This window comes from Streptomyces sp. NPDC058457 (genome assembly GCF_042720695.1).
Taxonomy (GTDB): Bacteria; Actinomycetota; Actinomycetes; order Streptomycetales; family Streptomycetaceae; genus Streptomyces.
Genome location: NZ_JBHXLU010000073.1, coordinates 48,390 through 62,271, shown reverse-complemented (window position 1 = coordinate 62,271; position 13,882 = coordinate 48,390). Strand labels below are relative to the sequence as shown.

The window sequence follows — 13,882 nt, the reverse complement described above, 5'->3', positions numbered from 1 at the left end:
TCCGAGGACGGCGGCCGGCCTGCACCCCCTCCTGCCCGTCCGGCGTTTGAGGACGAGGCCCTTCGGGCCGAAGCGGGGGTCCGGGGGCGGCAGCCCCCGAAGGCGGGGTCGAAGGGGCGGCAGCCCCTGGTGACGGGACGGGTAGGGGCGGCGGGGGCGAGGAAGCCAACGCCTCAGCCGCATCCCAAGCCGCACCCGGCAACGCCCCGGCCCCCCGCGCCAGCCCCATCAGCGCTTCCAGATCACACCCGTCGGAGACCTGCGCGGCCATCGCCGCCACCGCCCCCACCGCCTCCCCCCGCCGCTCCGCCACCGGCACCAACCCCAGATGCCGCGACGGCGTATCCACCTGAGCCACCCGCCGCAGCACCCCGAACACCGGCACCCCGGAGGCCTCCAGCGCCTCCCGCAGCAACTCCTCGTGCCGGTCCGACCCCACCTTGTTCAGGATCACGCCCCCGACCCGCACCTCCGGATCCCACGACGCGAACCCGTGCACCAGCGCCGCCACCGACCGCGACTGCGACGACGCGTCCACCACCAGCACCACCGGCGCCCGCAACAGCTTCGCGACATGCGCGGTGGACGCCAGTTCCCCTTCCCCCGCGGCCCCGTCGTACAGCCCCATCACACCCTCGACGACGGCCAGGTCACAGCCCCGCGCACCGTGCGCGAACAGCGGACCGACCAGCTCCGGACCGCACAGGTACGCGTCGAGGTTCCGCCCCACCCGCCCGGTCGCGAGCGCGTGGTACCCGGGGTCGATGTAGTCCGGTCCGACCTTGTGCGGGGACACGGCGAGCCCCCGCGCGGCGAACGCGGCCATCAGCCCGGTGGCGACGGTGGTCTTGCCGCTGCCCGAGGAGGGCGCGGCGACGACCAGCCGGGGCACGGACGAGGACATCACCACTCGATGCCCCTCTGCCCCTTCTGCCCCGCGTCCATCGGGTGCTTGACCTTGGACATGTCGGTGACGAGATCGGCGAGGTCGACGAGCTTCTCCGGCGCGTTCCGCCCGGTGATCACGACATGCTGGGTCCCGGGCCGGTTCCGCAGCACCTCGACGACCTCGTCGGTGTCCACCCACCCCCAGTGCATCGGGTACGCGAACTCGTCCAGCACGTACAGCTGGTACGTCTCGGCCGCCAGATCCCGCTTGACCTGCTCCCAGCCCTCCCGGGCCTTCTCCTCGTTGTCCATCTGCGCGTCGCGCTGGACCCAGGACCAGCCCTCGCCCATCTTGTGCCAGTCGACGGAGCCGCCCTCGCCGGAGGCGCCCAGCACCCGCAGCGCGTTCTCCTCGCCGACCTTCCACTTCGCCGACTTGACGAACTGGAACACCCCGATGGGCCACCCCTGGTTCCAGGCCCGCAGCGCGAGCCCGAAGGCGGCGGTGGACTTGCCCTTCCCGATCCCGGTGTGCACCACGACGAGCGGCCGGTTGCGCCGCTGCCGGGTCGTCAGACCGTCGTCGGGCACGACACTCGGCTGTCCCTGCGGCATTACGCGGCCCTCCTCGAACGACCCTGAACGTCCTTCACCAGCCCGGCGATCGAGTCCGCCCGCAGTTCGTCGAGCGTCACCCCCGTACCGCCCAGCTCACCCGCCAACTGCCCGGCGAGCCCCAGCCGCACCGGCCCGGACTCGCAGTCCACGACCACGGAGGCGACCCCCTCGGCCGCGAACAGCCGGGCCGCCCGACCGGCGAGCGCGACGGGCTCCGGGCCGCCGGTGGCCCGCCCGTCCGTCACGACCACGACCAGCGCCCGCCGCGCCGGATCCCGCAACCGCTCCACCCGCAGCACGTCATGGGCCTTGAGCAGCCCGGCCGCCAGCGGCGTACGCCCACCGGTCGGCAGCGACTCCAGCCGGGACGCGGCCGCGTCCACCGACGACGTCGGCGGCAGCGCCACGTCGGCCGCGGCCCCCCGGAAGGTCACCAGCCCCACCTTGTCCCGCCGCTGATACGCGTCGAGCAGCAGCGACAGCACGGCCCCCTTCACCGCGCTCATCCGCTGCCGGGCCGCCATCGACCCGGACGCGTCGACCACGAACAGCACCAGGTTCCCCTCGCGGCCCTCCCGGGTCGCCTGCCGCAGATCGTCCCGCCGGAGCACCAGCCCCGGCCCGGACCGCCCGCGCGCCCGCTGATGCGGGGCGGCGGCCTGCACGGTCGCCGCCAGGTGCAGCTTGGTCAGGGCACCCCGCGGCCGTCGCGCACCCGTCGTACGACCGTGCTCGGTCCGCGCCCGGGACCGCCGCCCGGCGGCACCCTCGCCGAGACCCGGCACGCTCAGCGCCTTGGTGCGAAACGGCTCGGCGGCCCGCACCGGAGCCTGCTCGCCCGAAGTGCCGCCGGAGGTCTGCGGTTCGCCGTCCTCCCCGGCCTCGGGCCGGGCACCCGTGTCCCCGCCCTGCGGACCGCCGTCGTCGGGCGCCGGCTGCCCGCCACCCCCACCGGGACCCTCCGGACCGGGATCGTCGTCCCCTGAGTCCTCGCCCGGGTCCTCGTCGGCGCCGGAGAACTCCTCCAGCGTCTGGTCCAGCCTGTCCTCGTCGAGTCCCGGCGCGTCGAAGGGATTACGGCGCCTGCGGTGCGGCAGCGCCAGCAGAGCCGCCTGGCGCACGTCCTCCGCCAGCACCTCGGTCCGCCCCGCCCACGCGGCCAGGGCGGTGGCGGTCCGCGCCATCACGATGTCGGCGCGCATCCCGTCGACCTCGAAGGCCGCACAGGTCGCCGCGATCTGCCGCAGCGCCCCGTCGCCCAGCCGCACCGACGGCAGCAACTCCCGTGCCGCCACGATCCGTTGCCGTACGGCGGCCTCCTCGCCGGCCCAACGCACCGCGAAACCGGCCGGATCGTCGTCGTACGCGAGCCGCCGCCGCACGACCTCCACCCGCTGGTCGGGCTCGCGGGACGCGGCCACCTCGACGGTGAGCCCGAACCGGTCGAGCAACTGCGGCCGCAGCTCGCCCTCTTCCGGGTTCATCGTCCCGACGAGCAGGAAACGCGCCGCGTGCCGGACCGACACCCCCTCGCGCTCCACGTACGACGCGCCCATCGCGGCCGCGTCAAGGAGCAGGTCGACCAGGTGGTCGTGGAGGAGGTTGACCTCGTCGACGTAGAGGATGCCCCGGTGCGCGTCGGCCAGCAGGCCCGGCTCGAAGGCCTTCACGCCCTCCGCCAGGGCACGTTCGATGTCCAGCGCGCCGACCAGCCGGTCCTCGGAGGCGCCGACCGGCAGTTCGACCATGCGCGCCGGGCGGGACTCGTAGGCGCCGGGCTCGTGCGGGCCGTCCGGGCAGGCCGGGTCCGGGGCGGCCGGGTCGCAGGAGAAACGGCAGCCGGCGACGACGTCCACGGCCGGCAGCAGCGCCGACAGGGCGCGGACGGCGGTGCTCTTCGCCGTGCCCTTCTCGCCGCGCACCAGCACTCCGCCGACCGCCGGCGAGACGGCGTTCAGCAGCAGCGCGAGCCGCAGGTCGTCCTGGCCGACGACGGCCGTGAACGGGAACGGGGTACTCACTGGTCGTCGCCCTCCGAGTTGCCTTCCAAGTCGCCTTCCAGCTCCAGGTAGGTGGCGCGGAGCCGCTCCAGGGTGTCCGCGTCCGGCCCGGCCCACAGGCCCCGGTCGGCGGCCTCCAGGAGCCGTTCGGTGATCCCGCGCAGCGCCCACGGGTTGGACTTCTTCATGAAGTCCCGGTTCTCCGCGTCGAAGACGTACTCCGCGCTGAGCTTCTCGTACATCCAGTCGTCCACGACCCCGGCGGTGGCGTCGTAGCCGAAGAGGTAGTCGACGGTCGCCGCCATCTCGAAGGCGCCCTTGTAGCCGTGCCGGCGCATGGCCGCCATCCAGCGGGGGTTCACCACCCGGGCCCGGAAGACGCGGTGCGTCTCCTCGCCCAGCGTCCGGGTCCGCACCTGGTCCGGCGTGGCCGAATCACCCACGTACGCCTCGGGGTTGGCGCCGGTCAGATGGCGCACCATGGCGACCATGCCGCCGTGGTACTGGAAGTAGTCGTCGGCGTCCACGAGGTCGTGCTCGCGGGTGTCCACGTTCTTCGCGGCGACGGCGATCCGCTTGAACGCGGTCTCCATGTCCCCGCGCGCCGCCCGCCCGTCGAGGCCGCGCCCGTAGGCGTAACCGCCCCACACCGCGTACACCTCGGCGAGGTCGGCGTCGGAGCGCCAGTTGCGGGCGTCGATCAGCGGCAGCAGTCCGGCGCCGTAGGCCCCCGGCTTGGAGCCGAAGATGCGGGCGGTCGCGCGCCGCCGGTCACCGTGCCCGGCCGTGTCCTCGTCGGCGTGGGCCCGCACGTAGTTGGACTCCGCCGGCTCGTCCAGGTCGGCGACCCTGCGCACGGCGTCGTCGATCAGCCCGACCACGTGCGGGAACGCGTCCCGGAAGAAGCCGGAGATCCGCACCGTGACGTCGATGCGCGGCCGGCCCAGCTCGCCGAGCGGGACCACCTCGAAGCCGGTCACCCGCCGCGACGCCTCGTCCCACACCGGACGGCAGCCCAGCAGCGCCAGGATCTCGGCGATGTCGTCGCCCTGGGTGCGCATCGCGGAGGTGCCCCACACCGTCAGGCCGACGGACTTCGGGTACTCGCCGGTGTCCTGGAGGTACCGCTGCACCAGCGAGTCCGCGAGCGACTGGCCGACCTCCCAACTCAGCCGGGACGGAATGGCCTTGGGGTCGACCGAGTAGAAGTTCCGGCCGGTGGGGAGGACGTTGACCAGGCCGCGGGTGGGGGAGCCGGACGGACCGGCCGGGACGTAACCACCGTGCAGGGCCTTGAGGATGTGCCCGATCTCGTCCGTGGTCCGGGCGAGGCGCGGTACGACCTCGTTGCAGGCGAACTCCAACACCGAGACCCCGTCAGGCAGTTCGGTGCCAAGGACCTCCCGTACAAGCGCGCGGCTCTCGGCGGCGGCCCAGTCCCGCTGCTCCATCCCCTCCGCGACCCGGCGGCACAGCTGCTCCAGCAGGTCGATCGCGTCGGCGGCGGTACGCGACGGACCCTCGACGAGATCCGTCAGCTCCACCGGCACCTTCACCGGCGCGCCCGGCTCGGCCAGCAACTCCTTCTCCACCAGCCCGAAATGGGCCGCGAAGCAGGCCCTGAGCCCCGGCAGCGCGTTGGCCTGCCCGCCCCAGACCTGCGAGGCGCGCAGCACGGCCAGCACCAGGTTCACCCGCGGCTCGCCGACCGGGCCGCCACCCAGAATGTGCAGCCCGTCGCGGATCTGCACGTCCTTGATCTCGCACAGATAGCCGTCGATGTGCATGACGAACGAGTCGAAGTCGTCGTCCTCCGGCTGCTCGTCCACGTGCAGGTCGTGGTGGAGCTCGGCCGCCTTCACCAGCGTCCAGATCTGGGCGCGGACGGCCGGTGCCTTCGTCGGGTCCAGATCCGACACCAGCGCGTACTCGTCGAGCAGCTGCTCCAGCTTGGCCAGGTCGCCGTAGGTGTCGGCACGGGCCATCGGCGGCACCAGGTGGTCCACGACCGTGGCGTGCCCGCGCCGCTTGGCCTGGGTGCCCTCACCGGGGTCGTTGACGATGAACGGGTAGACCAGCGGCAGCTCGCCGAGCACGGCGTCCGGCGCGCACCCGCCGCTGAGGCCGAGACCCTTGCCGGGCAGCCACTCCAACGTGCCGTGCTTGCCCATGTGGACGACCGCGTCGGCCCCGAATGAGTTGTCGAGCCACCGGTACGCCGCCATGTAGTGGTGGGACGGCGGCATGTCGGGGTCGTGGTAGATCGCGATCGGGTTCTCGCCGAAGCCGCGCGGCGGCTGGATCATGACGACGACGTTCCCGAACTGGAGGGAGGCCAGCACGATGTCGTCGCCGTCGACGTACAGCGAGCCCGGCGGCTCGCCCCACGCCTCGGTCATCGCGTCCCTGAGCTCCGGGTCGAGCTTCTCGAACCACGCCCGGTAGTCCGCGAGCGGCACCCGCGCGGGCGCGGCGGCCAGCTGCTCCTCGGTGAGCCATTCGACGTCGTGGCCACCGGCGTTGATGAGCCGGTGGATCAACTCGTCGCCGTCGTCAGGATGTCCCTCCACCGCGTATCCGGCGTCCCGCAGCGCGTCCAGCACGCGTACCGCCGAGGCGGGCGTGTCGAGGCCGACCGCGTTGCCGACCCGGGAGTGCTTGGTCGGGTACGCGGTGAAGACCAGCGCGATCTTCTTCTCCGCGTTCGGCTTGTGCCGCAGCCGCGCGTGCCGTACGGCGATCCCGGCGACGCGTCCGGCCCGCTCGGGGTCGGCGACGTACACCGGGACGTCGTCCGGGCCCTGCTCCTTGAAGGAGAAGGGAACCGTGATCAGCCGTCCGTCGAACTCCGGGATCGCGACCTGCATCGCCGCGTCCATGGGGGAGAGGGCGGCGTCGGACTCGCCCCAGGCCTGCCGGGAGGAGGTCAGGCAGAGGCCCTGCAGCACCGGCACGTCGAGGTCGGCCAGCGCCCCGATGTCCCAGGCCTCCTCGTCGCCGCCGGCCGAGGCCTGCGAGGCGTGCGTGCCGCCGGCCGCCAGGACGGTCGCGACCAGCGCGTCGGCCTCGGCGAGGATCTCGTACAGCCCGGCGTCCGCCCCGCGCAGCGAACCGCAGTACACCGCAAGGGCGTTGGCGCCGCGTGCCTCGATCGCCTCGCACAGGGTGTCCACGAAGGCGGTGTTGCCGCTCAGTTCATGGGCCCGGTAGAAGAGCACCCCGACGGTCGGCCGGCCGCTCTCCCGGGTACGGGAGCCGTGGACGCCGTACTCGGGCATCTGCTGCGGCTCGACGAACCCCTCGCCGGTCAGCAGCACGGTGTCGGAGAGGAACCGGGCCAGCTCGGTGAGGTTGGCGGGGCCGCCCTCGACGAGGTACCTGAGGGCCTCGGCGACCACACCCGCCGGCACCGACGACTCGGCCATCAGCTCGGCGTCCGGCACCGTCTCACCGCCGAGCAGCACGGTCGGGACACCGGTGGCCTTCAGTGCGGCGAGCCCGTCCTCCCAGGCACGCTTGCCGCCGAGCAGCCGTACGACGGCGATGTCCGCGCCCTCGACGAGCGCGGGCAGCTCCGTCGTGACGTCGACGCGCGTCGGATTGCCGATCCGGTAGTCGGCACCGGAGGCGGCCCGGGCCGCCAGCAGATCGGTGTCTGCGGTCGACAACAACAACACAGTGCTCATGCGGGCGCTCCCGGTGGAATGAAAGGCAGTCCTTGCGGCGCGCCCGACTCGATGAGCCGCCAGAGCGCGTCCGTGTCCGCGTGCTGTTCGATCAGGTCGCCGAGCCGGTCGAGCTGCTCCTCGCGCAGCGCGGCGAACGAGGTGTCGGGGGCCGGCACGAACCGGCGTCCCGCGGCGGCCGCCACCTCGCGCAGGAAGGCCCGCCGGAAACCGTCCGACTCCAGGGAGCCGTGCCAGTGCGTGCCCCAGGTCTGCCCGACCCGGCACCCGTCCAGGCTGTGTCCTTTGCCATCGGAGATGAACGCCTCCCCGCCGGTCACCTCACTGACCCCGTGATGGATCTCGTACCCCTCGACACGCTCGCCGAGGGCCTCTCCCACCGGCCGGGTGAGGGTCTTCTCCCGGGCGAACCGGACGCGCACGGGCAGCACACCGAGCCCGTCGACGGCACCCTTGCGGCTCTCGACCTCGTCCTCGATGTGCTCGCCGAGGATCTGGAAGCCACCGCAGATCCCGAGCACGGGCCGCCCCTCGGCGGCCCGGCGCCGCAGCGCCTCGGCCAGCCCCCGCTCCCGCAGCCACTCCAGGGCCCGGACCGTTCCCCGGGTCCCCGGAATCACCACGAGATCGGCGTCGGCCAGCTCCTCGGGCCGGTCCACGAACCGCACCACCACGCCGGGTTCGGCGGCCAGCGCGTCCACGTCGGTGAAGTTGGACATCAGCGGGATCGCACAGACGGCGACCCGGAGCACGTCCGCCCCGACGGGCGGGGCCGTGTTCGACTCCCGGACGGTCCCCCGCAGGGACACCCGCAGTCCGTCCTCCTCGTCGATGCCGAGCCCGTGCCGGAAGGGGAGGACACCGTAGGTGTGCCGCCCGGTGAGCCCGTGCAGCATGTCCAGGCCCGGCTCCAGCAGGGAGACGTCCCCCCGGAACTTGTTGACGAGGAACCCGGCGACGAGGGCCTGGTCCTCCGGCGAGAGCAGCGCGACGGTCCCGAAGAAGGAGGCGAAGACGCCCCCGCGGTCGATGTCCCCGACCACGAGCACGGGCAACCCGGCGTTCCGGGCGATCCCCATGTTCACGATGTCGGTCCGGCGCAGGTTGATCTCCGCCGGACTGCCGGCCCCCTCACAGATCACCGCGTCATACGTGCCCCGCAACTCGGCGAGACAGTCGAGCACGGTCCCGAGCAGCCGCTGCTGCCGCCCACCGTGGTACCCGCGCGCGCTCAGCTCGCCGACCGGCTTGCCGAGCAGCACGACCTGACTGCTCTGCTCGCCACCGGGCTTGAGCAGCACGGGGTTCATGAGCGCGGTCGGCTCCACCCGGCAGGCCTGCGCCTGCATGGCCTGCGCCCGCCCGATCTCGGCACCTTCGCGCGTGACAAAGGAGTTGAGCGACATGTTCTGCGCCTTGAACGGCGCCACTTTCACACCCTGCCGCACCAGCCACCGGCAGATACCCGCGGTGACAACACTCTTCCCGGCATCGGAGGTGGTACCGGCCACGAGGAGCCCGCCGTTGTTCATGAGGAACCCCCCGGGCGTTGCACGGCCGACCGCGACCGCTGCGGCCGGTCGACCCGCAACTGCTGCGGCCGGTCGACCCGCAACTGCTGTGGGCGGTCGTCCCGCAGGGCGATGGGGGTCCCCCCGCGCGAGCGCAGCCCAGCGTGGGGGAGGGTGGGCACAGCCGACAGCGCCGGGGACTTTGCAACCCGCCCCCGCAGCAAGGCGGTCGCCGCACTCACCCCCAACGCCAGCCACCCCACCCGCCGCGACAACCGCACCGCCCGATCGATGTCCGCGACTTCCACAGCCCGCCCCTCCCCGTTCAGCACCGGCCGATGCTCGACCCGCCCGCCATACGACAGCGTCCCCCCGAGCCGCACCCCCAACGCCCCCGCGAACGACGCCTCCACGGGCCCGGCGTTGGGACTCGGATGCTTCACGGCATCGGTCCGCCAGGCCCGTACCGCTCCCTTGGGGTCGCTCCCGGCCACGGCGGCCAGCACGGCGGTCAGCCGCGCCCCCGGCCACCCGGCCACGTCGTCCAGCCGCGCGGAGGCCCACCCGAACCGCCGGTACCGGGCCGACTTGTGGCCCACCATGGCGTCCAGGGTGTTGACAGCCCGGAACCCCACCAGCCCGGGCACGCTCCCCACGGCCCCCCACACCAGCGCCCCGACGACCGCGTCGCTGGTGTTCTCGGCGACGGACTCCACGACCGCCCGGGCGATCCCGTCGGCGTCCAGGGCCTGCGGATCCCGTCCGCACAGATGCGGCAGCCGCGCCCGGGCCGCCTCGACGTCGCCCGCCTCCAGGGCCCGCCCGACGGCGCGGGCCTCGCCGGCGAGCGAAGTGCCCCCGACGACGGCCCAGGTGGCGGCCGCGGTGAGCGCGACGGACGCGGCGGTGGACGGTCGTACGGCCCGCTGGGCGACGGCGCCCAGCGCCACGGCGCCACCGGCGCACACAGCGGTGTGCAGCGCGCCCCACCCGCGGTGGTCCCGCCACAGCACCCGCTCCACGGCCCCGGCCGCCCGCCCGAACACGGCGACCGGATGCCCCCGGCGCGGGTCGCCGAGCAGCAGGTCACCGAGAAGGCCGGCGGCGGCGCCGTACGCGAAGACGCGATCGGCACCCATCGGCTCAGCCGGCCGCGGGGTCGGGGACGGGCCGGGTACTGAACCTCGGTCGGCAGCCGCGCATGGCGATATGTCCTCACTCAGGGTGTCCGCGCCCTGGCTCGACGAGACCGGCGGTGAGAGTTCCTGGCTCCCGGGGATTGCTACCCCGGTGACAGTGGCGGGACCGCGCCGGATTCACACCGGCTTCCTCCCTTGCCGCCGTACATGGCTCGGGCAGTCCACCACGCCCCTGGAAGACCCGTCAACTTGCCGTTGACCTGCTACGGAGGAGTGTGCTGAGGCCCACACACAGGCCGGTTTGGTCATTGGCCGACCGGGTCCGGTCTCTCTAGACTGAAAAAGAGAGTCCGGCGAGCGGTAGGGCGAGTGGCGGAGGGCGTTTGCGGCCCATTCCTCGGGGGGTCTGTGCGGCTGCGTGCGGCGACGCTACGGTTTGCTGACATCGGCGGACAGCTTCGAGACGCGAACTCGCGAGTCGAGGAGGTCGGTGTGGTCGACGGGGGCCCGTCCGCGAGTGCGTGGCGGATCAGCAGCCATTCGTTGAACGGCGATACCTGTGTAGGGATTGCCGTCGTCTCGGGAGTGGTGCTGGTCCGCGACACGAAGGATCCGACAGGCTCGGCAATCATCCATCTCGCGCGCAGCCCTTGGCACTTGTTTCTCGTGGGGCTCAGATCGCACCCTTTAAGTGACGCCGAGCGGATGTGACCGACCTGGGAGGGGAGCCAGATGTGGAGCGACATCGGACGCCGGGGGACACACCGAACTGACGGGCCTGTCCTCGCGGGGTACTGCGTGGTGTGCGGTCTGGTGGCGAGCGTGGCGGGAGCGGCCAGTTCGCTCTTGGCGGACGGCACCAGGAACAAGCTGATCGTTTGGGCGGCGGTGGCGCTGGTCGTCGCCTTGGCCGGGGGCGTGGGCTGGGGATACGGCCTCGATCCGGTCCGCCGTCTTGTGAACCTCACTCCTGCCCGCCCCGGCCCGGGCGCCGCAGGAAACGGCCGAGAGCGACACCGACCGCGCTGACGGCGCTCGTGGCGGCCAGTCCCAGAGCGATCGCCACAGGCCTTGGTATCGACAGGTGGATGCCACGAGCCGCGTAGCAGAGGAAGCCCAAGGAGAGTATGACCACGACTATGCACAGGGTCGCGGTGGCGAACCTCTGGATCGCGGTTCTGGAGAACGCCTGGTCCTCCGCTATGCGCCGATTGCTCTCGGCATGGCGAATGGCCTTGAAATTCTCGGTCTTCGGGTCGTGGTCGGTGATGCGGTCGAGTAACTCGTTGTCCGACAGGGGATTGCTGCGCTGCGGCTCCTCAGGGGGCGCAGCGGCCTCCGTCGTCACATGGAAGCGCTCACGTCCCCGGAACCGCAGTGCTGCAGTAAGTTGTTCGGTGAGCCGCCCCATCGCCCCTCCCGTAGGGCTCATGGCTTAACTGGTGCCGAAGCTCCGTGCCGCGTCGTCGATCAGGGCGACGGCGTCATCACCCTTGAGTGCCATGTCGGTGAGCAGGGCGAAGCACTCCTGGTACCGGGCGATGAGTTCGTGGTCGTCCCGGACCGCGATCTGCCCCGTCGCGTGCTCCAGCCACAACAGGTCGTCGTCGTCCCTGAAACCGAGCAGGATGAAGCTGCCGAGCGTCGCGTAGTGGGCGCCCGCGTCGAAGGACAGCACCTGGAGGGTCACCCGGGGGTGTTCCATCAGGTTCTTGAGGTGCTGCAGCTGACGCCGCATCACGGCGGGTTCACCGATCCGGCGGCGCAGGGCCGCCTCGTCCACCACGAACATCAACTCGGGGGACTCGTCTCCCTCGAAGAGCCGGTCCTGGCGGGCCGTGCGCAGCTCCACGACGCGACGCACCCGCTCTTTCGGAGCCTGAGGGGCGAGCAGTGCCTCCGCGTAGTCCTCCGTCTGCAGGAAGCCCGGGACGGCAATGGCATGGTAAGTGCGTACGGTGTCGGCGGCGCTCTCGTATCCCAGGTACTGGGTGAACGGCGGATTCAGTACGTCGGCGAAGGGTGTCCACCAACTCTGTCCCTTGGAGCCCCGGGCCGCCTCTTCCAACTCGGAGACGAGCTGAGCGTCCGTCACTCCGTAGCGGGTGAGCAGGGCCCGCAGGTCGGTGACCGAAATACTGACCGTGCCGGCCTCGATGCGGATGATCTTGGAGAGGGACCACTCCAGGGCTTCGGCCGCCTCGCGCTGAGTCAACTCGGCCTTCTCCCGGGCCCTGCGCAGCTCGATGCGCAGCCTGCGTCGGTTCAGGCTCGGATCCAATGGCCGGGGCATCCTGCTCTCATTTCTCTGCGTCTGGGCCGAAGCGTGGGGCTGGCGGAACGCTGGGATCGCTTCGACCATACCAGGTGGCTCTGCCCAATATGCCATATGTCACTTCGCCATTTCCCGTGGATGTGGCGACCCGATGGTGGCGTGTCGGCTACGTCTGATCAGGACATGCGAAACGCGGGGCGGGGAAGCGTGAATGTGCGCTTCCCCGCCCCGCGGGACGGTGTGGAGGGGTGGTTCGCCCGAGCCCTCAGGCCTTCGCCACGATCAGGTGGATGCCCCATGCCACGGCGGCCGCGCAGCCGGCGAAGCAGAGGTAGGCGGCGGTTGCGGCCAGGGTCGCGGAGTTGCCCTGGGCGGTGGCGCGTTCGCGGGCGGAGAGGCCCTTGATGCCGAGGGTGAAGAGGGCCACCAGGCCCACCGTGGCCACGAGGCTGACGCCGAAGACGGAGCCGATGGCTGCCCAGTCGATGTTCATGTCGCTTCTTCCTCGGGGGTCAGACGGTGGCGGCCGGGTCGGTCGCGGGAGCAGCCGGGGCGGGGGAAGGGGCGGGGATCGTGGCGGTCAGGTCCTCCGTGACCGTGCCCGCGGGCGGCGGGGTCACGGCGGCGATCGCCGTGGTCACGACACCGGCCGGCTCGTCGGTGCCGACGACGTTGCTGGAGTCCACGGCCTCGCGGCGGGAGAGCTTCCAGATCGTGGCGCTGGCGGCCACGAGGAAGACGGCGACGACCGCCGTGCCCCAGTCGCCGAGGTCCGTCACGGACTCGGCGAGGGCGCCGACCAGCGCGGCGGCCGGGAGCGTGAGCACCCAGGCGACCATCATGCGGGTCGCGGTGGACCAGCGGACCGTGCCGCCCTTGCGGCCGAGGCCCGCGCCCATCACCGAACCGGAGACGACGTGCGTGGTGGAGAGGGAGAAGCCGAGGTGGGAGGAGGCCAGGATCGCGGTGGCCGCGCTGGTCTGGGCGGCGAAGCCCTGCTGCGGCTGGAGGTCGGTCAGACCCTTGCCCATGGTGCGGATGATCCGCCAGCCGCCGATGTAGGTGCCGAGCGCGATCGCGAGGCCGGCGGAGAGGATGACCCAGGTGGGAGGGTTCGAACCGGGGGCGATGGAGCCGCCCGCGATCAGCGCGAGGGTGATGATGCCCATCGTCTTCTGCGCGTCGTTGGTGCCGTGCGCGAGCGAGACCAGTCCGGCGGAGGCGATCTGGCCGGCGCGGAAGCCCTTGCGGGTGGCGTTGTCGTCGGCGTTCTTGCCGATCGCGTAGGACAGGCGGGTGGAGAGCATCGCCGCGAGGCCCGCGACCACGGGGGCGGCGACCGCCGGGAGCAGGACCTTGGTGACGAGCACGTCGCCGTGGACCGCGCCGAAGCCGGCGGAGGCGACGGTGGCGCCGATCAGACCGCCCATGAGGGCGTGCGAGGAACTGGAGGGCAGGCCCACCAGCCAGGTCACGAGGTTCCAGAGGATGGCGCCGACGAGCGCGGCGAAGATGACCTCGGGACGAATGCCGTTCTCGTCGACGAGACCCTTGGAGATCGTGTTGGCGACCTCCACCGAGAGGAAGGCGCCCACCAGGTTGAGCGCGGCGGACATGGTCACCGCGATCTTGGGCTTGAGCGCACCGGTCGAGATGGTGGTGGCCATCGCGTTGGCGGTGTCGTGGAAACCGTTCGTGAAATCAAACGCGAGTGCGGTGACCACCACAATCGCCAAGATCAGCGAGAAGTTTTCCATTTACCCAG

At 72.0% G+C, this 13,882-nt stretch carries 10 protein-coding genes, 1 pseudogene and 1 riboswitch; of the genes and pseudogenes, 1 reads left to right on the top strand and 10 read right to left on the bottom strand.

What is annotated here, in order from left to right; all coding sequences use genetic code 11:
• The 6 genes and pseudogenes from ACFWPS_RS39735 to ACFWPS_RS39710 form a co-directional block, all read right to left on the bottom strand.
• Positions 1 to 904: cobyrinate a,c-diamide synthase (locus ACFWPS_RS39735; RefSeq protein ID WP_383714917.1), on the bottom strand; the 904-nt coding region annotated here is incomplete at its 3' end.
• Positions 904 to 1,503: a cob(I)yrinic acid a,c-diamide adenosyltransferase gene (gene cobO / locus ACFWPS_RS39730; RefSeq protein ID WP_383714915.1), complete on the bottom strand. Its 600-nt coding sequence runs from the start codon at positions 1,501 to 1,503 to the stop codon at positions 904 to 906. The genes ACFWPS_RS39735 and cobO, both read right to left, overlap by 1 nt.
• Positions 1,503 to 3,527, bottom strand: a complete 2,025-nt coding sequence (locus ACFWPS_RS39725; RefSeq protein ID WP_383714912.1) for a putative cobaltochelatase — start codon at positions 3,525 to 3,527, stop codon at positions 1,503 to 1,505. Before ACFWPS_RS39725 ends, cobO begins: the two co-directional genes overlap by 1 nt.
• On the bottom strand, positions 3,524 to 7,192 hold the full coding sequence (gene cobN, locus ACFWPS_RS39720) for a cobaltochelatase subunit CobN (RefSeq protein WP_383714909.1): 3,669 nt from the start codon (positions 7,190 to 7,192) through the stop codon (positions 3,524 to 3,526). The genes ACFWPS_RS39725 and cobN overlap by 4 nt, the downstream gene beginning before the upstream one ends.
• On the bottom strand, positions 7,189 to 8,724 hold the full coding sequence (locus tag ACFWPS_RS39715; RefSeq protein ID WP_383714907.1) for a cobyric acid synthase: 1,536 nt from the start codon (positions 8,722 to 8,724) through the stop codon (positions 7,189 to 7,191). The genes cobN and ACFWPS_RS39715 overlap by 4 nt, the downstream gene beginning before the upstream one ends.
• A gap of 182 nt (positions 8,725 to 8,906) precedes the next feature.
• Positions 8,907 to 9,842, bottom strand: a pseudogene (locus ACFWPS_RS39710) (cobalamin biosynthesis protein); the annotation flags it as partial.
• 99 nt (positions 9,843 to 9,941) lie between these two features.
• Positions 9,942 to 10,084, bottom strand: a riboswitch (cobalamin riboswitch).
• 127 nt (positions 10,085 to 10,211) lie between these two features.
• Between ACFWPS_RS39710 and ACFWPS_RS39705 the strand changes: the two are divergent.
• Positions 10,212 to 10,553 carry a DUF397 domain-containing protein gene (locus ACFWPS_RS39705; RefSeq protein ID WP_383714905.1) on the top strand — a complete coding sequence of 114 codons (342 nt, stop codon included), beginning with the start codon at positions 10,212 to 10,214 and terminating at the stop codon, positions 10,551 to 10,553.
• A 253-nt stretch (positions 10,554 to 10,806) separates the two neighbouring features.
• Here ACFWPS_RS39705 and ACFWPS_RS39700 read toward each other — a convergent pair whose 3' ends face one another.
• The 4 genes from ACFWPS_RS39700 to ACFWPS_RS39685 form a co-directional block, all read right to left on the bottom strand.
• Entirely contained in the window at positions 10,807 to 11,253 is a 447-nt protein-coding gene (locus tag ACFWPS_RS39700) for a hypothetical protein (RefSeq protein ID WP_383714903.1), read from the bottom strand.
• 24 nt (positions 11,254 to 11,277) lie between these two features.
• Positions 11,278 to 12,135, bottom strand: coding sequence for a helix-turn-helix domain-containing protein (locus tag ACFWPS_RS39695; RefSeq protein ID WP_383714900.1), 858 nt, complete (start codon positions 12,133 to 12,135; stop codon positions 11,278 to 11,280).
• A gap of 247 nt (positions 12,136 to 12,382) precedes the next feature.
• Positions 12,383 to 12,610, bottom strand: a complete 228-nt coding sequence (locus tag ACFWPS_RS39690; protein ID WP_383714897.1) for a hypothetical protein — start codon at positions 12,608 to 12,610, stop codon at positions 12,383 to 12,385.
• A gap of 19 nt (positions 12,611 to 12,629) precedes the next feature.
• The gene (locus ACFWPS_RS39685; RefSeq protein ID WP_383714895.1) at positions 12,630 to 13,874 is read right to left on the bottom strand and encodes an anion permease; all 1,245 of its coding nucleotides are present in this window, start codon (positions 13,872 to 13,874) and stop codon (positions 12,630 to 12,632) included.
• Between the last annotated feature and the right edge of the window lie 8 nt (positions 13,875 to 13,882).

Excerpts from the sequence above, each read along its gene's own strand:
- cobO (WP_383714915.1), bottom strand. The coding sequence starts at position 1,503 with ATGCCGCAGGGACAGCCGAGTGTCGTGCCCGACGACGGTCTGACGACC.
- cobN (WP_383714909.1), bottom strand. The coding sequence starts at position 7,192 with ATGAGCACTGTGTTGTTGTTGTCGACCGCAGACACCGATCTGCTGGCG.
- ACFWPS_RS39715 (WP_383714907.1), bottom strand. The coding sequence starts at position 8,724 with ATGAACAACGGCGGGCTCCTCGTGGCCGGTACCACCTCCGATGCCGGG.
- ACFWPS_RS39700 (WP_383714903.1), bottom strand. The coding sequence starts at position 11,253 with ATGGGGCGGCTCACCGAACAACTTACTGCAGCACTGCGGTTCCGGGGA.
- ACFWPS_RS39695 (WP_383714900.1), bottom strand. The coding sequence starts at position 12,135 with ATGCCCCGGCCATTGGATCCGAGCCTGAACCGACGCAGGCTGCGCATC.
- ACFWPS_RS39690 (WP_383714897.1), bottom strand. The coding sequence starts at position 12,610 with ATGAACATCGACTGGGCAGCCATCGGCTCCGTCTTCGGCGTCAGCCTC.
- ACFWPS_RS39685 (WP_383714895.1), bottom strand. The coding sequence starts at position 13,874 with ATGGAAAACTTCTCGCTGATCTTGGCGATTGTGGTGGTCACCGCACTC.